General features: G+C 48.4%; 19 protein-coding genes and 1 other annotated feature. Of the genes, 1 reads left to right on the plus strand and 18 read right to left on the minus strand.

Annotated elements, in window-relative coordinates:
* Positions 1 to 3: 3 nt before the first annotated feature.
* The 4 genes from pyrR to lspA all read right to left on the minus strand — a co-directional run bounded on the left by pyrR (position 4) and on the right by lspA (position 3,943).
* The gene (gene pyrR, locus A372_RS0109565) at positions 4 to 549 is read right to left on the minus strand and encodes a bifunctional pyr operon transcriptional regulator/uracil phosphoribosyltransferase PyrR (RefSeq protein ID WP_019420619.1); all 546 of its coding nucleotides are present in this window, start codon (positions 547 to 549) and stop codon (positions 4 to 6) included.
* A gap of 427 nt (positions 550 to 976) precedes the next feature.
* Entirely contained in the window at positions 977 to 2,230 is a 1,254-nt protein-coding gene (locus A372_RS0109570; RefSeq protein WP_026010977.1) for an LL-diaminopimelate aminotransferase, read from the minus strand.
* Positions 2,231 to 2,407: 177 nt separating this feature from the next.
* Positions 2,408 to 3,370, minus strand: a complete 963-nt coding sequence (locus A372_RS0109575) for an RluA family pseudouridine synthase (protein ID WP_019420621.1) — start codon at positions 3,368 to 3,370, stop codon at positions 2,408 to 2,410.
* A 66-nt stretch (positions 3,371 to 3,436) separates the two neighbouring features.
* On the minus strand, positions 3,437 to 3,943 hold the full coding sequence (gene lspA, locus A372_RS0109580) for a signal peptidase II (protein WP_019420622.1): 507 nt from the start codon (positions 3,941 to 3,943) through the stop codon (positions 3,437 to 3,439).
* Between the two features lie 186 nt (positions 3,944 to 4,129).
* On the opposite strand from lspA, the gene A372_RS0109585 reads away from it, so the two are divergent.
* Complete coding sequence (locus A372_RS0109585; protein WP_019420623.1) at positions 4,130 to 4,888, plus strand: TraR/DksA C4-type zinc finger protein; 759 nt, start codon at positions 4,130 to 4,132, stop codon at positions 4,886 to 4,888.
* On the opposite strand, the gene A372_RS0109590 is transcribed toward A372_RS0109585, so the two are convergent.
* From A372_RS0109590 to ftsA, 14 genes are all read right to left on the minus strand, one after another.
* Entirely contained in the window at positions 4,885 to 5,292 is a 408-nt protein-coding gene (locus A372_RS0109590) for a DUF5665 domain-containing protein (RefSeq protein WP_019420624.1), read from the minus strand. The genes A372_RS0109585 and A372_RS0109590 overlap by 4 nt on opposite strands.
* A 319-nt stretch (positions 5,293 to 5,611) precedes the next feature.
* On the minus strand, positions 5,612 to 8,704 hold the full coding sequence (gene ileS, locus A372_RS0109595) for an isoleucine--tRNA ligase (RefSeq protein WP_019420625.1): 3,093 nt from the start codon (positions 8,702 to 8,704) through the stop codon (positions 5,612 to 5,614).
* Between the two features lie 59 nt (positions 8,705 to 8,763).
* Positions 8,764 to 9,053, minus strand: a binding site (T-box leader).
* A 130-nt stretch (positions 9,054 to 9,183) separates the two neighbouring features.
* A complete protein-coding gene (locus tag A372_RS0109600; protein WP_019420626.1) occupies positions 9,184 to 9,666 on the minus strand; it encodes a DivIVA domain-containing protein in 483 nt (160 codons plus the stop codon).
* Positions 9,667 to 9,761: 95 nt separating this feature from the next.
* Positions 9,762 to 10,553 (minus strand): YlmH family RNA-binding protein, encoded by a 792-nt coding sequence (locus A372_RS0109605; protein ID WP_019420627.1) that lies wholly within the window; start codon positions 10,551 to 10,553, stop codon positions 9,762 to 9,764.
* 126 nt (positions 10,554 to 10,679) lie between these two features.
* Positions 10,680 to 10,949, minus strand: a complete 270-nt coding sequence (locus tag A372_RS0109610) for a YggT family protein (protein WP_019420628.1) — start codon at positions 10,947 to 10,949, stop codon at positions 10,680 to 10,682.
* Between the two features lie 7 nt (positions 10,950 to 10,956).
* Positions 10,957 to 11,409 carry a cell division protein SepF gene (locus tag A372_RS0109615; RefSeq protein ID WP_019420629.1) on the minus strand — a complete coding sequence of 151 codons (453 nt, stop codon included), beginning with the start codon at positions 11,407 to 11,409 and terminating at the stop codon, positions 10,957 to 10,959.
* On the minus strand, positions 11,409 to 12,095 hold the full coding sequence (locus A372_RS0109620; protein ID WP_019420630.1) for a YggS family pyridoxal phosphate-dependent enzyme: 687 nt from the start codon (positions 12,093 to 12,095) through the stop codon (positions 11,409 to 11,411). Before A372_RS0109620 ends, A372_RS0109615 begins: the two co-directional genes overlap by 1 nt.
* On the minus strand, positions 12,095 to 12,952 hold the full coding sequence (gene pgeF, locus A372_RS0109625; RefSeq protein WP_019420631.1) for a peptidoglycan editing factor PgeF: 858 nt from the start codon (positions 12,950 to 12,952) through the stop codon (positions 12,095 to 12,097). The genes A372_RS0109620 and pgeF overlap by 1 nt, the downstream gene beginning before the upstream one ends.
* A gap of 47 nt (positions 12,953 to 12,999) precedes the next feature.
* On the minus strand, positions 13,000 to 13,287 hold the full coding sequence (locus A372_RS0109630) for a YlmC/YmxH family sporulation protein (protein ID WP_019420632.1): 288 nt from the start codon (positions 13,285 to 13,287) through the stop codon (positions 13,000 to 13,002).
* A gap of 256 nt (positions 13,288 to 13,543) precedes the next feature.
* Positions 13,544 to 14,326 carry an RNA polymerase sporulation sigma factor SigG gene (gene sigG / locus A372_RS0109635; protein WP_019420633.1) on the minus strand — a complete coding sequence of 261 codons (783 nt, stop codon included), beginning with the start codon at positions 14,324 to 14,326 and terminating at the stop codon, positions 13,544 to 13,546.
* A gap of 128 nt (positions 14,327 to 14,454) precedes the next feature.
* Positions 14,455 to 15,177, minus strand: a complete 723-nt coding sequence (gene sigE / locus A372_RS0109640; protein WP_019420634.1) for an RNA polymerase sporulation sigma factor SigE — start codon at positions 15,175 to 15,177, stop codon at positions 14,455 to 14,457.
* 110 nt (positions 15,178 to 15,287) lie between these two features.
* Positions 15,288 to 16,280, minus strand: a complete 993-nt coding sequence (gene spoIIGA, locus A372_RS0109645; protein ID WP_019420635.1) for a sigma-E processing peptidase SpoIIGA — start codon at positions 16,278 to 16,280, stop codon at positions 15,288 to 15,290.
* 205 nt (positions 16,281 to 16,485) lie between these two features.
* Complete coding sequence (ftsZ, locus tag A372_RS0109650) at positions 16,486 to 17,610, minus strand: cell division protein FtsZ (RefSeq protein ID WP_019420636.1); 1,125 nt, start codon at positions 17,608 to 17,610, stop codon at positions 16,486 to 16,488.
* Positions 17,611 to 17,704: 94 nt separating this feature from the next.
* Complete coding sequence (gene ftsA, locus A372_RS0109655) at positions 17,705 to 18,949, minus strand: cell division protein FtsA (protein ID WP_019420637.1); 1,245 nt, start codon at positions 18,947 to 18,949, stop codon at positions 17,705 to 17,707.
* Positions 18,950 to 19,188: the final 239 nt, after the last annotated feature.

A 19,188-nucleotide genomic window follows, 5' to 3' on the forward strand; every position in this document is an offset into this window, starting at 1 on the left:
CTGCTACCCCCTGTGGTGTACGATTTTCACTTCATCGATACCATCGATTTCTGCAAGTGCCACTTCAATTTCTTCTATTCGCGAGGTCGGTACGTTCTTGCCGACGTAGTCCGGCCGTATCGGCAGTTCACGATGTCCTCGGTCTGCCAGTACCGCCAGCTGTATCATTTGCGGCCGGCCTTGGTCCATCAGGGCATCCATCGCCGCTCGAATCGTGCGGCCGGTATACAGCACGTCATCGCATAAAATCACTTTTGTATCTTGTATCGGGAAAGGTTCGCTTATGGCTGCCATTTCCCGCTCTTCTTTTTTCTTGTCATCCCGATACTGCGTAATGTCCAGTTCGACGACCTGGATGCTCGTATTCTCGATGAGCTGTATTCGTTCCGCGATTCGCCGTGCAATGTATATGCCCCTTGTTCGAATTCCGACCAGCACACAATTCTCAATCCCTTTGTTGCGTTCCAGAATTTCGTGGGCAATTCGGGTAAGCGCTCGCCGAATCCCCGCTTCATCCATAATAATGTTGAAGTCTGCCGTACTACTCATTTGGGTGATTACTCCTTCCGTTATAAGTCCCATATTGCAAAGGCCGTTTTCTTATGTGCAACCTCAAGATTCGATGGCGAATGACTTTTTGAAATGCTTCGTGATCAAAAGTGGACTTTTTGAACAACCTCTTTAAGTGTTTGCGGTTAATCGCACAAAAAAACTCCTTGCCCGCAGGCAAGGAGTTGTATGCTTCATAAGTGAGCATGAAAGGACACGGCGTGACTAGGGCGTGAGAAGACCTTCCGCAGCTTCAATCACTTCCCACTCTCTGGTAGTTAGTGATTGCACTTGAAGACCTTCACCCTTCACGAGTCCTTTCTCGCAATGAGCGTTACCTTGCCAGCCTCTCGGGACTGATTTAAAGGTTCAATATTCATTTAACAGGATTATCCCACTTCCCCTGCATCCTGTCAAGCAGAGTGAATTAGAAAATATATTCCTCATCTGTCAGCCTACGCTTCAACTCCGCAATGACACGGCGTTCATCCGTTTCACCATCGGCTTGGAACGTAACCGAGAACCGAATAAAGCAGCCCGCATCATCCCAAGGAACCGTGGAAATCAACTTCTCCCGGATCAGATATTGGGAAAAATCTTCTGCCGTTGCAAACTGGGGTCCGTTCTGTATCGCTTTTGGCGCCTCCACATATAGGAAGAAAGATCCTTTCGGCTTCTCAGCACGGAATCCCGCCTCATTCAAAGCCGATACGAGCAGGTCGTGACGGCGTGAATATTTGTTCGTAATCTTTTCTGTAATTTCCGGATGCGAAAGCCCATATGCCGCTGCCTTCTGAATGGCGATAAACTGTCCCGAATCGTTGTTGTCCTTCACATCGCCAAATGCTTTGACGATAAGCGGGTTACCCGCAATAAAGCCAATGCGCCAGCCCGTCATATTATAGGACTTCGACAGGGAGTGAAGCTCAACGCCCACATCTTTTGCACCAGGTACGCTCAGGAAACTGAATGGCTTGGCCCCATCGAACGTCAATGCGGCATAGGGTGCATCGTGAACGATAATGACTTCATGACGCTTCGCCCACGCGATCGCTTTCTCGAAAAATTCGATCGTGGCCGCCGCACCTGTCGGATTGTTCGGATAGTTCAAATAAAGCAGCTTGGCTCGGCGGCAGATGTCCTGCGGAATCCGATCCAAATCGGGCAGAAATTGCTGTTCCTTCGTCAACGGAATGTTATATACTTCTCCACCCAAATACTTCGTATGCGTGCCCATCACTGGATATCCCGGAACCGTCATAATGGTTACGTCTCCCGGATTGATGAAGCAGGACGGAAGCATAGCCAGCGCTGGCTTCGTGCCGATGGAATGAAGTACTTCCGTCTCGGGATCAATGTCCTGCACCCCGAACACAGTGCGCAAATATTCAACCGCCGCCATTTTAAATTCAGGAATTCCATTATCGGCATAGCCGCGGTTCTCCGGCTTTCCTGCTTCTTCAGCCAGCATCGCCACAATGCCAGCATCGGCCATCTCGTCCGGTTCGCCTACTCCCATATCAATCAATTCAATTTCGGGATACGCTTGTTTAGCGGCTGCTTTCGCACGTTTTATTTTTTCGAATTTGTAAATGTTCGTGTCTTTGCCGTAATTTGCTCCACCAATGCGCTCTGCAAAGGTGTGTTGAATGTATGTGTTCTGATAACGCTGTATTGTCATCGTCATTGCAGCTCCTTCTCTCAATGATTCGATCATCCTTGTTGCTATAACTATGCTGGAATTCGTCATTGAAAGGAATGGAGCATTCATTTAACAATTTGCATTAATTACACGACTACTAAACACACAATTCCGATATATAACGAATGGAGATGAGGGTTGTTTGCATGATTTTACCTATCTATTTCGAATCGATTGCAGCAGCATTTCCATATCCTCAGGCAGAGGAGCTGTAAATTCAAGCGTCTCACCGGAAGTCGGATGAACGAATCCGAGCGTGGCCGCATGCAATGCCTGGCCATCCATCGACAATCCCCGCGTACCGCGGCTGTACATCGGATCACCTACGAGCGGATGACCGATAAACTTCATATGGACGCGTATTTGATGCGTTCGTCCCGTCTCGAGCTGCAGCTCAACAAACGTCGCATCCCCGAATCTCTCCAGCACTTTAAAGTGCGTCACCGCATGCTTGCTGTTGCGTTCCGTGACCGTGTACATTTTGCGATCATAGGAATCACGTCCGATTGGCGCGTCGACTGTGCCTTGATCATGCGGAACGTTGCCATGCACCAATGCCATATATTTGCGCGTGACCGAATGCTCTTTCAATTGAGCCGCAAGATGAACATGCGCACGGTCATTCTTCGCCGCCATCAATAATCCTGAAGTGTCTTTATCGATCCGATGCACGATGCCCGGCCGCAGTTCTCCGTTAATGCCCGACAAGTCTTTGCAGTGGAACATGAGCGCATTGACTACCGTGCCGGAAGTATGTCCCGGCGCCGGATGCACAACCATGCCGCGCGGTTTGTTAATGACGATGACATCGGCATCCTCATAATAAATATCAAGTGGAATCGGTTCCGAGATAATATCGACGGGAGCCGGGTCCGGCATCTTCAGCTCGATCGTATCGCCTTCAACTACTTTATAATTTGGCTTTACCGCCTGTCCATTCACTTGAATCGCATGATCACGAATCCACAACTGCACTTGGGAACGCGATACTTCTTCCTCTATGGAGTCGGTAATATATTTATCGATCCGTTCTTTAGCATGCTCAGCTTCCACTGTCCATATGAAAACCTCCCGATCCTCATTGTCGGCGTGACCAGCATCATGTTGTATATTACTCATTGCATTTATCCTTCCATATGTTGTTGCTGAAAAAGGCATTTCGAACACGCATCTTATGTGTCTGCTCTATCGATTGTTGGTCGTGGGATCATCTTGTCCGTGTGCCTTTTCTAGCTCCTTCTCATGCTTTACCGTTAGTAAAGCATCAAGCAGAACGAAGCCAACTCCGACACAAATCCCCGTATCCGCAATATTAAAGATGGGGAAGGTGTAGGAACCGAAGTTGAACTGCAGAAAATCGACAACCTCTCCCGTCAGAAGGCGGTCAAGGAAATTTCCAACGGCTCCCCCTAAGATGAGACTTAGTCCCAGCGGTAAAATGACGCCCTTTTGATGTTTAATCTTCTGCATGTACCAAATAATCCCTGCCACAACGATTATCGTCACGATAACAAAAAACCAGCGCTTATTTTCCAGAATGCTGAACGCGGCGCCTGTGTTGCGATGCGACGTAATGAGAAAGAAATTTCCGATAACCGAAATTTGTTCATATAATTCTAGCTTTGTAGCAATTATCCACTTTGTGCCCTGATCAATCAAAAAAACGATTAGAGCAATGATATAGTACCACACGGCCCTACTGTCACCTCATTTTCGTATGTATTTCTTTCCTAAGACCAGCCTCGCTCATTGTATCATAGGTTGAAAAATGCCGTCCAATCCAACCCAACCTCTGTGTCATTTACCATGAAGTTTTTTGCCTAAAACGCACATTCTATACGTAAGCGTTACGTCAACCCGAAAGGAGTCTTGCGAACGATGCCTCAACTGACCGCAGACCAATTAGCAAGCTTACGGCAAAGCTTAATCGATACGAAGGCCAACCTTGAGCGGCGCTTGAAGCAGGGAGATCATTATGGCTTGTCCCATTCATTGCGTGAAAATACAGGCGAGCTGTCGACCATCGACAACCATCCCGCCGATGTGGCGACGGAAATGTATGAACGCGGCAAAGATATCGCGCTGAATGAACATCATGAAATATTGCTTGAACGGATTGAGACCGCATTGGGTATGATGACAAAAGGCACGTACGGCATTTGCGTCGTATGCGACGAACATATTCCTTACGAGCGACTTGAAGCAGTACCTTCGACAATGTATTGCGTAGAACATTGCCCAGAGACATTCGTATCGGATCGGCGTCCAGTGGAAGAGCAATTTTTGACTCCTCCCTTTGGCCGTACCAGCCTTGATGAGCTTGATACACAGAACGGCTTCGACGGTGAAGATGCTTGGCAAATCGTTGAAGCATGGGGCACTTCGGATTCACCAGCGATGCATGAAGAACGCAATGCAGACGATTATGACCACCTGATGATCGAAGCATCCGAAGAATTGGACGGCAGCGTCGAAGCGTTCGAAAGCTTCGTTGCCACTGATATTACTGGTCGTCATGTATCAATCGTCCGCAATCGCCAGTACCGTCAGTATATGGAAAGTGGTGAAGGCATCCCTTTACTTGAAGAGGATGAGCACATCGATTTATCCGACCATGCGGAACCGGATTTGCACTAATAGAACTTCGTGTCTAGCTGTCGTTGAACGATACGTACAATATCTGCAATGAAGTCGCCGATGATTGGCAGGTTAAGCGCCCCGAGATATTGCAATATATATACAATGATTGCGGTAAATATCGTGAAGCCGATAGCGATCCCGACACCCCGTGCAGCGCCTCCCATAAGATTGACCCATATTAAGCGGCGAGGATTCAACTGAAGTTCCGTATATTCATAAATACGGGACTTCTCCATTTGCTGCGCCATAAGAACGGTATAGTCATGTATCGTCTTCATCATCTTGCGCTCTTCTTCATCATTGTCCGGAATTGAAGCTGGGAACTCGGTCGTGATGGTCTCTCGTTTTTCTTGCTCCTGTTCCTTCTTATCTTTATTTTTCCTTTGTCTTTGCCTTGACATTGACATGCCTCCTCACTAAGGCCAAACGGTGAGAAAAGAAAACCCTCTATCGAGGCCATTCCAAGATAAGCGACCACGTATAGGTTTTATCACCATAAGGGATGTTTGATTTTGTTTCATAGAACTTAAACTTTCCTTAATGGTAAAAAGAGCGCGACCTGATGCTGGATAAATTCCCTGCAAGGTCAACGCTCTCCTCTCATATTTCTACGCTACAAGCGGTATCCATCTTAGTGTTCCCTTGGAAGTGATGCTCATTCCCGTGCCCACCAATCGATTTAAGAGATTGTTTAAAAAGTCCTCTTTTTAAACGTGTTCTTTAAGCAATATGCACGCGGATTGTCTTCTGTCCCAAATCGATCGTCTCCATCATATCGTCCGTACCAAAGGATAAGGAAGCAACAAGAACATTGTCACGCAGCGTCGATTCGAACGCTTGAATGGCCGCTTTCAATTCGTCATCCACATCCAATACGATATCAACGCGTTTCTCAATTGGCAAATCAAGCTTTTTACGCGTATCTTGAATACCGCGGACGACTTCACGCACCCAGCCTTCTTGTTCGAGCTCTGGCGTGATGTCTGTGTTGAGCGCGACCGTCATTTGATAGCCAGATGCGGATGCGAAGCCCGACTTCGCCTGCTTCTCAATGAGCAGCTCATCACGAGTAATGATTAATGTCTCGCCATCGGCACTAGTGAAGCTCCATTCACCTTGTTCGACGATTTGACGCGTGTCTTCCGCTGTCATTGCTTTCAAGCTGGCTTGCAGCGGCCCGACGTTCTTCCCGTACTTTTTCCCCGCTACTTTCAAGTTCAGCTTCAAGGCGAAATCAACAAAGCCATTGTCGCTTGTCTCAACGCGAATATCTTTCACATTGATTTCGTCCTTAATAACCTCGTCATAGCCAGCCAGATCGAACTGTCGATCCATGGAAATAATGAGCTCAGACAGCGGTTGGCGTGTCTTAATGCTCGTTTCGTTACGGACGTTGCGGGCAAGCTCAACGATTTGACGCGCTGTCTCCATGTCACGCTCAAGCTCCGCATCTACCATAGCTTCATTTGCTTGCGGATATTCGGCTAAATGAACGCTTTGGCATTCGCCGCCCAGATTCGTGTACATATCTTCAGCCACCATCGGAGCGTATGGCGCAATCAGCTTCGCAAGAGTTACCAGCACCGTGCGAAGCGTCTGGTATGCCGACAGTTTGTCTTCCGTCATCTCGCTGCCCCAGAAGCGGTCGCGGGAGCGACGGATGTACCAGTTGCTCAGCTCATCTACGTATCCTTCGATCGCCTTCGCCGGATTTAAGAAATCGTTCGCTTGCAGCCCCTTGATTACCGTTGCCATTAACGTGTGCAAGCGGGACAGAATCCACCGATCCAGCTTGTTAGCGGACGGACGATCCTCATACGCCTTCGGATCATACTGATCGATGGTCGCATACAACGCATAAAAAGCATGTGTATTTACGAGCGTATCGATTACTTTAGACTTCGCCTCGGCTACAATCTGCTTGGAGAATCGCTTCGAGTTCCATGGCGCGCTATCAGATAACAACGCCCAGCGGAAGGCATCGGTGCCATACTCGTTGATGATTTCCCAAGGATCGATAACGTTGCCTTTGGATTTAGACATTTTTTGCCCGTTCTCATCCAAAATATGCCCGGTTGCAATGACCGCTTTATACGGCGCTTTGCCATTGTACAATGTCGAGACAGCCAGCAAGCTGAAGAACCAGCCGCGAGTTTGGTCGATTCCTTCACAAATCATATCTGCTGGATATAGCTCATTGAAGCTCTTCTCGTCGCCGAATGGATAATGATGCTGCGCAAACGGCATCGAGCCGCTGTCGAACCAGACATCAATGACTTCCGAAGTGCGTTCCATCTCGCCGTGATCGCAATGCGGACAGTTGAGCTTCACTTCGTCTACATAAGGCTTATGGAGCTCCAAGTCTGGCGCAATCGGCACAGTCGCACGTTCACGCAAATCTTGGTGGCTGTGCGGCGCATACTCGCCTTTGCAGGAGTTGCACACCCACACGTTAAGCGGCGTTCCCCAATAGCGATTGCGGCTGATGTTCCAATCGACGAGGTCTTCCAAGAAGTTGCCGAAGCGTCCTTCGCGAATATGGGACGGATACCAGTCCACTTTATTGTTATTTTCGATTAATTGATCTTTAACCGCTGTCGTCTTGATGAACCATGATTCGGTCGCATAATAGAGAAGCGGTGTCTTGCAGCGCCAGCAGAATGGATAGCTGTGCTCGTATTTTTCTTTGCTGTACAACGTTCCTCGCTCGGACAACGTCTTCACGATGTCGATATCGCAATCTTTCACGAACCGGCCCGCGAAGTCGCTCACTTCGTCCGTGTAGCGGCCTTGCGTGTCGACAACACTGACGAAGCTAATCCCGTTCTCGCGGCAGCTCTTATAGTCATCTTCCCCGTGAGCAGGAGCCATATGAACGATCCCCGTACCGCTTGAATCTGTTACGAAGCCTGCGGATACGATGAGATGGCCTTTTTCCGGTTTGATGAACGTAAACGGCGCGTCATATGTTTTGCCGATGAATTCGGAACCTTTATGCTCCGACAGAACGGTGTATGATCCATTCATCACGTCCTCGGCCAAGTTCTTCGCAACAATATAGACAGCATCGTCTTGTTGAACGCGCACATAGTCCATATCCGAGTTCATCGCCAGCGCTGCGTGCGCAGGCAGTGTCCAAGGCGTAGTCGTCCATGCCAACACATATTCACCGGTATCATGCAATTTGAACTTTACGGTCGCGGACAGATCCTTGACCGTTTCATACCCTTGCGCCACTTCGTGCGAGCTCAGAGTCGTCTGGCAGCATGGGCAGTACGGGCTGACACGATGGCCGCGGTACAAAAGCCCTTTGTTATGAATCGTGGACAAAATGTGCCATACGCTCTCAATGTACTTGTTATCAAGCGTAATATATGGATCGTCAAGATTCGTCCAGTAGCCGATCGCTTCAGTCAGCTCGCGCCACTGCTTCTCATATTCGAAGACGCTGTTCTTACATTTCTTGACGAACGCTTCCACGCCATAGTTCTCGATTTCCTGCTTTCCAGAGATACCCAATTGCTTCTCCACGCCAAGCTCGACAGGCAGACCGTGCGTATCCCAGCCAGCCTTGCGCACGACGCGGTAGCCCGCCATCGTCTTATAGCGGCAAATGAAGTCTTTCATTACGCGTCCAAGCACATGACCGATATGAGGTGCACCATTCGCCGTTGGCGGTCCTTCATAGAATACGAAGTTCGGTTTACCTTCCCGCTGTTCAATTGATTTTTCAAACGTATGCTCTTGGTTCCATTTTGCTAATACGCGAAGTTCCCGCTCCCGGGCGCGTTCTTTGACATCTACTTTTCTCATGATATCTCTTCCTTTCTCCATACCGTAATCAGTTTGCAATAAAAAAAACCCCATCCCAATAAAGGGACGAGGTTATCTCGCGTTACCACCCTTGTTCCGCCCATCGAAGTGAGTTGTCCCTCACTCATTGCACGGCACTCTGATCGTGTATTGTATATATACACGCCCTCGATAACGGTAGGGTTCCGGTTAAGCTTCAGGTTAGAACGTGTGCATACGCAACGGCTTCTAAGGTTCAGCCTAACTTCTCCGGGATGATGTCCACTCACGGCTTGTTCATCGGTTCACAGCATCTCCGACTCTCTGGAGAACAAGGTGCGTGACGGCGCGTTCCCGTCATTGAATTGTTGTTATGTTGCGGTCAGACTGAATCATCGACATCGTGGCGCTGATTCAGAACTTGCCCGAAAGGTTACTTATCGAATAATACATAGTTATAGCGCGTTTTGGCACAAATGTCAAACACGACTTGAGGAGGATTAATACAATTCTTTTACTTCGGCACGTTCAAGCGCTTCCCAACCATCTTGACTGAGAAGCTCCAGCTGCGCCTCCACCAGCGTACGGAAGCGGGCGCGGTAAATGGAAGCTTGCTTCTTCAGCTCTTCCACTTCCATTGCAATTTTACGGGATCTCGTCAGCGCATCGTTAACGATGCGGTCCGCATTTTTCTCCGCTTCTTTAATGATGAGCTGCGCTTCTTTCTTTGCATTGCTCTTCACTTCGTCAGCTGCTTCTTGGGCCACAATGATCGTCTTGCTTAACGTTTCTTCCAAGTTCGCAAAGTGATTGAGCTTATCCTGCAAGCCTGCGGCATGGCTCTGCATTTCCTTGTTCTCGCGGATAGCCGCCTCATAATCTTTAATGATTTGGTCTAGAAATTCGTTAACCTCGTCCTCATCGTAACCGCGCAGCTTGCGGCCAAATTCTTTGTTATGTATGTCCAGTGGTGTCAATGGCATGATGTGCACCTCCTCAAAATTACGAACCCTAGAGCGTATCCTTTTTTTCGACAAATTCATGCAGAAATCCTGCATACTCCCGTTCCCAAATGTTCCTAACGGGCATACGTCCCCACCGTAATCCGCATGCGGCCTTTCTTCGTCATCCCTTCCATGTCGATGACCTTGAAGCGTCCAAAGCCCTGCAGCGACACAACATCGCCTACTCCAAGTTGAGCGGACGGATTCTCTTCTACTTTCCAATTAACCTTGCAGCGCCCCGCTTTAATGGGAGCAACAATCTTCGTGCGGCTCAGTCTGAATACATCGCTTGCGATGCCATCCAGACGAAGCGACGCGACACTGAGCTGCATCACATTCAGTTCCACATTAGTGGTGCGCAAGTCGGAAAGCGGCAGCACTTCCGTAAACACATTGACCCGATGCACTTGACGAAGGTGCGTATCGAGAAAAGACGCTATCTCCTCGGTTATTAGCACATGGCAACGGTCCTCACTGATGTGAATGTCACCTATTTTGTCCCGCTTTATTCCTAAACCAAGCACTGCACCCAAAAAATCGCCATGTTCGAGCTCGTCCCATTTCCGATCAGAGGATATGATCTCCATGACGGATATCCCCATCTCTTCTCCTTCGACATAGACATAATCGGGGGCGATTAGCGCCCGCTTGCGCTCGGCCTGTTCATACCCGCCGTCAAGCCGAAGCTGTACGTCTGGTTGACGATTGACAAGCGTAGCTACGATGAAGGCTTGCCGCGGATCCATAAAATCAGTGCGCCGTACTTCATGTTCTTGCGCAGCGCGCGTCACCCACTCCCATGCACGATCGACAAACGCGCGTTCATCGGGATGGAAGTGAGCGTATACACTTTCGTTGCCTGTCATTGCTATTCGCCGCCCTTTACAAGCTCTGCTCCAGCTTAGCTGACATGCCCTCCCTGTCCAAGGACATGCCGTAGCTGTGAGAGAAATAAGGCAAGAATACATCTGCAATATATTCTTCCTTATTCATTAAAAAATATATTGAACGACCGCAAATAAGCCCATGTAAACGAAGTGGAGCGTAAACAAAGCTACGATCGGGGAGATGTCAAGCATACCGCCAATCGGCGGAATAATGCGCCGGAACGGGGCTAAATAAGGTTCGACGATCTTACCTATTATTTCACCCACGAAGCTTTCGCGTACGTTAGGCACCCAAGACATCAAAATATAAATAATAATGAGCCATCTGTATATCTGATATAAATAGCCCAAGTACGTTAACACCTGGATTTCCAAATTCAGGTCACCTCATTTGATTGTAGTCAAACTCTTCTGCGAACATCTCAGTGATCGAACCTTGAATTTCAATATGCTCCGGCGTACAAATAAATATATTTCCGCCAATCTTCGATATATTTCCGCTCAAGGCGTATACGGTTCCGCTTAAGAAGTCGATAATGCGCAAGGCTTGGTCGTTGCGCACACGCTGCAAATTAACAACGACCGAGCGCCGTGAACGCAGATGATCAGCGATCTCTTGCGCTTCATCGTAAGACCGGGGCTCATAGAGCACCACTTTAGCCGCTTTTTGTGAATGGATGCTCACAATGTTGGCTCCCTTCGATGAAGACTTGCGTTGGTCGAATACCGGTGCTTCCAGCTCGTGCTCTTCGGCGTCCGCCACCTTTTCACGTTCGATGATCTCTTCTTCTTCTTGCAGTCCGAGAAAATTCATAAAACGGTTCATTACACCCATTATGCTTCCCCTTCCTTCCCTACCAGGATGGAACCAAGCCGAACCCATGTTGCTCCTTCTTCGATGGCAATCTCGAAATCATTGGACATTCCCATAGATAAATGCGGTAACGATTCGGGCATTGTCGCCTCCAGTTCATCACGCAGCAGCCTTAAGCCACGAAAGACGGGTCTCGTCTCTTCCGGTTGCAGTTCGTAAGGGGCCATTGTCATTAATCCGACCGGCTCGAGATGAGGAAACGCACGCAATTGTTCCAGGAACGATGACACCTGCTCTGGAGGCAATCCTTGCTTCGTATCTTCACCAGAGATATTTACCTGTATTAAGCAGCGCACGCGTTCTTCCAGTGAAGCAGCGCGCTTCTCGATGGCCTGTGCCAGAGAAAAGCGGTCCAAGGAATGGACGTAGGTGAACTTTCCCACAACGTCCTTCGCTTTGTTGCTTTGCAATGATCCGATAAAATGCCACGTTGCTTCCGCGCCGAAAGCTTTCCATTTCGCTTCCGCATCCTGCCAACGATTCTCGCCGATATGTGGCAAGCCAGCGTGAATCGCCTCTCCTGTAGCTTCAAGCGAGACATACTTCGTTACAGCTATCACTTGAACTTCGTCTCGCTCGCGGCCACTGCGATCGCATGCGGCTTGTATGCGTTGTTCTACAGCTTGTATTCGCTGCTGCAGCGTCATCATGTCATCCTCCAACCAATCCAACTCATCATACGTCCGGTTGCTCCCCCTTCCATGCGATGGGAGAAGAACATATCAGTATGGCAACCGGTACACAAACTAGTACATTCGATATTTGTTGTCAAAATTCCTGCTTGGTTCAACAATTGTCGATTCAGTTCTCGCAAATCCAGCATGGCATGTCCCGGCGTCGTGGGACGAATGATCGTGTCCGCATGCGCCATCGCCTCCGGATAAGCCGTTAACACGCTATTTACCTCTGACAGCACGCGCTCGTCCACCTCATAACAGCAAGGTCCGATGGATGGACCTATCGCTACACGAATGTGTTCAAGTTGACATTGGTAATTCGCCATCATCGTATGTATCGTCGCCGGTCCGATTTTGCTTACCGTCCCTTTCCACCCTGCGTGAGCAAGTCCGACAACATGCTGCACTGGATCAAGGAACAAGAGCGGGACACAATCGGCATAGAACGATGTCAGCATAACCCCTGTTACATCAGTAACCAGGGCATCCGCATTTTGAATCGCATCATCCCGATTCAATCTCCCTCTGCCGCGTTCGTCCGACGTTACGGTATGCACGCGGTTGCCATGCACCTGTTCCGCGCATGTCCACGCATCGAACGGCATACCGCTGGCCTCAGCGACACGCAGACGATTCATTATTACATGCTTTTCATCGTCTTGAACATGGAGCGCGCAGTTTAATGTACCGCAGTCACCTTCGCTGACCCCTCCACTTCGTGTCGTGAAGCCGGCAGTCAATGCCGGATATGCATCCGTCCAGCCTTTTAGTTCAAGCAGCTCAGGCCCGTCATCATGTTTCTTTCGCTGAAGCACAAAAGGTTCCATCAATGTTCACCTCAACGTACAGTGTACCATAAACAGCCCTTGTAAGCCTATGCTTTGTGCTGAAACGACGTGTCCTCATACTCCTCGGTTCGTATCGTCTTTGTCTCTTCCATTTTGACAAGCACAACGTCGGCCCCAATTTTGACGATATTGCGCCATGGGATAACCAGCTCCGTGCCTCCACCGAACATGCCAAGAAACTTGCTGTAATTGGGCACGACAATGGAATCGATGCGGCCCTGCTTCAAATCGAGTTCTACATCGCTAACTTGCCCTAGCTTTTTCCCGTCTACAATATTAATGACATCCTTCGTTTGGAAATCGGATATTTTCATAAGTATTCACCACGACACATTGGATTTGACCTTACTTTACAGAGGTTGTTCATAAAGTCCTCTTTTGAATGCGCACTTATATACCTTAAGTATATGTATCCTTCGGGCAAAATGTCCTTTTCCCGGGATTAACATTTCCGAGGAGTGAATTGGATGCGACACATTTTTCTCGCCCCCTACGCCCAAGGAGTCCTTAAACGTTAAAAAAGCCGACGCTTCTAAGCGGTCGGCTGTAAGCATAACTTAACATGAAGGGTTAAGTTCGAACATGCTTCTGCATTTGATTAATAGCGGATTTCTCAAGTCGTGATACTTGAGCTTGCGATATTCCAATCTCATCCGCAACCTCCATCTGAGTCTTTCCTTCAAAAAAACGCATTGATAAAATCATCTTCTCGCGCTCATTCAATTTACGCATCGCCTCTCGAAGCACAATCTCTTCGATCCAAGACACGTCTTTGTTCTTATCGTCGCTTATTTGATCCATCACATAGATTGGATCGCCGCCATCGTGATAAATCGGTTCAAACAGCGAGACGGGGTCTTGAATGGCGTCAAGCGCAAATACGACGTCTTCCTTGGGAACGTTTAAAGCCTCTGAGATTTCATTGATCGTCGGCTCCCGAGAATTCTGATTCGTCAAGGAATCACGAACTTGCAACGCCTTGTACGCGATATCCCGTAAGCTGCGAGACACCCGGATCGGGTTGTTGTCCCGCAAATACCGGCGGATTTCACCTATAATCATCGGGACCGCGTAGGTTGAGAATTTGACGTTCTGCCCTAGGTCAAAGTTGTCGATGGCTTTCATCAATCCGATGCAGCCGACTTGAAATAAATCATCAACAAACTCTCCGCGATTATTAAAGCGTTGGATGACGCTAAGGACAAGGCGCAAGTTACCGTTGACTAACTTTTCTCGAGCCGAACGGTCGTTTCGTTCCTGCAGAGACACGAACAATTCTCTCATTTCGGCGTTAGTGAGCACGGGTAACTTCGATGTATCGACACCGCAAATTTCGACTTTGTTTCGGGTCATTCGTGACTACCTCCCAGGGAGAAACATTAATGTACATTATCTCCCCGGGGATCATTTTTATTCCTGCATCCCATTCGCATTCCGACACAAGATGGCAAAAAACAGCGGTGCTCATGGAGATTTTCAGGCTACACCATTTTATTAAATTCTTTGCGTAAACGCTTAATAATCCGCTTCTCCAGACGGGAGATGTAAGACTGGGAAATACCCAACAAATCAGCAACGTCCTTCTGCGTCTTCTCTTCCCCATCCGCCAGACCGAATCGAAGCTCCATGATCATGCGTTCTCTTTCACTCAGCTTATCGAGCGCTTTGTGGAGCAGCTTGCGATCCACCTGCTCTTCAATATTTTTGTAAATCGTATCATTTTCTGTGCCCAGCACGTCGGACAACAACAGCTCGTTCCCGTCCCAGTCGATATTGAGCGGTTCATCAAAGGATACTTCCGTTCTCGTCTTGCTGTTGCGGCGCAAATACATTAAAATCTCATTCTCGATACAGCGTGATGCATACGTGGCCAGCTTAATCTTTTTCTCCGGATCGAACGTATTGACCGCCTTAATCAACCCGATAGCGCCGATAGATACCAAGTCTTCGATATGAATGCCCGTGTTCTCGAACTTTCTTGCAATGTACACGACGAGCCGCAAGTTGCGCTCGATAAGCATCGCCCGTATCGCCGCTTCTCCCGAAGATAGCTTGGAAAGTAAATATTCTTCCTCTTCTCGCGTCAGAGGCGGCGGAAGCGCCTCGCTTCCGCCGATATAATAGATTTCGTCGCGCTTTAGTCCGACCCAGAACAACAGCCTATAATAATAGAGTTGCATCATTAGTTTCCATTTCAACCGCATCGCCAATCCTCCTATAAACGTTGTGATGAAAGGGCAATATAGACTGCAGCACGTCCTATGTAACGATGATGATAAAACATTCGAAGCAATGTCAGGCTCGATTCGATATGTTAGGAAGCGCGCGTAGCCGCTTCTGGAGTCTCCGAATGTAGCGAAAAGGATGCTGCTGCTGCGGATTCCATCACACCGGGATGGATAATCGCCTGAAATGCACCTTCGTGGGATAACGTTCCTCCGTCCAGCCCAATAATAACTTTTGTACAGACGTACTTTTCGGTATCGGAAGTTACTTGAATGAAGTCCGGCTTTAATCCAATCATCCACTGCATCCCTTGGTTTACTCCACGATAAGGGATGATGCGCAGCCTGGACTCATCAAACGGACATTTCCCATCCGAATCGCCTATTGATTGCAGCATATCGAGCGGCTGCTCCTGCTTCAGCCGTGCGAGCCATTCTCCGGGCAAGGCTCCCTCCCATAGGCATGACTCCGTAATAATGACTGGCGCACCGCTCAATGGATCATTCAAATGATTTCCCGTATCCACCAGACCTGTGCAGCTGCGCTTAATTTCACCAATTTGAATATCCACCTGAACCAATTGTCTTGCCACTTGCTGCTGACGTTTGCCTTGCTTCCACACCGTACGAAATAAAGCGTAGGAAGCCAGCAACGCCACGACTAAGAAGCCTGCACCCATTTGCAGATCTGCACCGCCGCTCTTCCACATTTCGCGGGCCTCGCGAAAGAGCGACCATCCTCTAGCATCTTGAAATAAATATTGCAAGCCGATGGCACCGCCGGCCAATACAAATGCTGAGAAATAAAAAGTCGCGAACGTTTTAACAAAAAAACCGATGTTGCGAAATCCAAATGCGATGAGCAGCATAACTATAGAAAAAAGTATTTTTCCCACATACGTATAAAGAATCGGATACGACGGTATGAATAACACAGCAGCATAAGCCGTCCCCACACCCGTCGCCGCAGCAACCTTCCATTTTGAGAAGGAGAACCCTCGCATCCAAGCTGTCGTGCGGAGCAAGGTCCAATCCAAAATGATGTTCAGACCAAATATAAGATCAGCATAGATGACGGTCAATGTGCTTCCCCCCTTCATAAGCCGCCAACTATTGGGAAGTTATTAATTAGTATAAAGAGACCCTTATCCGAAGTCTGTCTAAAGGTGGGCGAGGAAAGACACTTTTTTTGTCGAGGGTTACCAGATGATAGCTTTCATGGATGAGGAACGACAAAAGCGTTTGCCTGTAGTAGGCAAACGCTTTATCAATCGCTTGATCGTTACATTAATCGTTGTTGGTATTACGAGGCCGATTGCGCAAAAATGTTGGAATATCCAACTGATCTCCTGCCGGCTGATTTCCGAATGGACGAAGAGCAGAGTCAGAACGTGAATCATTGCCTTCGTTGCCGCTCGCAGCAGACGGCGGACGACGCCCTGGAATGGCAGGCGCAGGCTTATGCTCAAATCCAGTTGCGATGACCGTAACCTTAATATCATCCTTCATATTCTCATCAATGATTGCACCGAAAATCATATTCACTTCTGGATCAGAAGCTGCTGTTACAATCTCGGCTGCTTCATTGACTTCATACAAAGAAAGATTCGAACCGCCCGTAATGTTCATAATAACACCGCGCGCTCCATCGATAGACGTCTCGAGAAGCGGGCTCATAATTGCCTTGCGTGCCGCTTCCGCTGCGCGACTCTCGCCATTGGCAACACCGATACCCATCAGCGCAGATCCGCGTTCAGTCATAATCGTCTTCACGTCGGCAAAGTCCAAGTTAATAAGACCTGGTACCGCAATTAAATCGGAAATGCCCTGCACAGCCTGATGAAGCACGTTATCCGCCGCACGGAAAGCTTCCAGCATCGGTGTCTTCTTGTCTACAATCTCTAGCAAACGGTCATTTGGAATGACGATAAGCGTATCGACTTTCTCTTTCAGAGATTCAATCCCCATCTCTGATTGTGTAAAGCGTTTACGACCTTCGAATGTAAACGGACGAGTGACAACGCCGACAGTTAAAGCGCCGCATTCTTTGGCGATTTCGGCAATAACCGGTGCTGCGCCGGTACCTGTTCCGCCGCCCATTCCGGCTGTAACGAATACCATATCGGCGCCTTTCAACGTATTGCTTATTAACTCGCGTGATTCCTCAGCAGCTTTCTTCCCTACATCCGGATTCGCTCCAGCGCCCAAGCCTCGAGTCAGCTTATCCCCAATCTGCAGCTTATGCTCGGACTTTGCAAAATGCAGCGCCTGCGCATCTGTATTTACCGTAATAAATTCAACGCCCTGGACACCGTTATCTATCATGCGGTTAACCGCGTTACTGCCGCCGCCGCCGACGCCGATAACTTTAATTTGGGCTAATTGTTCCATCTCAAATTCAAATTCCAACATCAGTTCTCCATCTCCCCTTCATTGTGCATGGATGGCATGAAGTCAACTTTTTATTAAAGATCCGTGTTCAAAAAGAACGCTTTTTGAACAACCTCTAGATGAATTCACTAAACATATTTTTCAACCGTTCAATTAAGCCCGGCTTGTTCGATGATTCAACTGGAGTTGGCTTCCGTGCTGTCGCTTTCTTAGTGCCACCCGCACTGCGTGGACGAACGGAGCGCAACACATGATGCAATACCCCAACACCACTGACAAATCCCGGATCGCGCACTCCGATAAAGTCAGGCACGGCAATGCGTACGGACGTTTGCAACTCGGCTTGCGCCGCATGCAATACCCCTGGCATCGATACAGTGCCGCCGGATAGAATGTACCCACCAGGCAATTCCGTGAAACCTAGACGCTTCACTTCATTTTTGACAAGATGGAATATTTCCTGTACGCGCGGTTCAATGATGTTGGCCAAAAATACTTGATTAAACTCTTTTTCTACGTTACTGCCGATACGGGTTACTTTGAAGACTTGGTCTTCCACTGCATCGTCAATCCAAGCGCAGCCGTATTTCAGCTTCACTTTCTCCGCATGGTCTGACATCGTGCGCAAACCGTAAGCAATATCGTTCGTGACGAAGTCACCGCCGATAGGCAAAGTTGTTGTGGCTGTAAGCGTCCCGTCGCGGAAGATCGCAATCGTCGTCGCTCCGGCGCCTACATCTACAAGCACCGATCCCATCGTTTTTTCGTCTTTGGATAAAGCCAGCTGTCCGCCGGCCAGTGACATCAGCACTAAATCTTTGACATGCAAGCCCGCTTTCTCCACACATCTTAGTAAATTATGTATTGCGGTCTTCGCACCCGTGATAATCGTTGCATCGACTTCCAGACGTACTCCAATCATGCCGCGCGGATCGTGAATATCTTCCAATCCGTCAACAACGTATTGCTTTGCGACCACGTCGATAATCTCGCGTTCTGGAGGCAAAGCGATAACTTCTGCCGCTTTGAGCACACGCTCAATATCCTCTTCGCCGATTTCACGGTCTTCGTTCGAGACCGCGACAACTCCATGGCTCGATTGCAAGCCGATATGATTGCCCGATATGCCTACGTATACTTCCGTAATTTCAATGCCGACCATTCGCTCCGCATGCTCAATAGCATTGCGAATTGATTGGACGGTCTGATCAATATCTACAATCGCACCTTTGCGAATACCTTCTGAGTCAGCAGATCCAACGCCGATGATTTGCAGCGTTCCGTTGTTAATTTCTCCGATGATAGCACGCACTTTGGATGTACCGATGTCCAAACTCACAATGATGTCATTGCTGCTCAACCCGTGGCACCTCCCACTTCCAAGTCAATTGGTATGTTTGTATCCCCGGACACTTTGTATGTATTCAACAAAGTTTAGTCATTCCCTCTTTTTTCTACAAATTTTTTAGTGATAAGTCCTTCCATATGTAAAAGACGCTATAAATGAAGTGGGCTTTTCTTTACATAAAAACTTAAAGAAAAAAGAAGGAGATCGCGGGAAATACCATAAGCTTTATTCTAGCATTTTTTCCGTTTATT

Origin of the sequence: Paenibacillus sp. OSY-SE, assembly GCF_000283315.1 — a bacterium.
GTDB classification, from domain to species: Bacteria; Bacillota; Bacilli; order Paenibacillales; family Paenibacillaceae; genus Paenibacillus_B; species Paenibacillus_B profundus.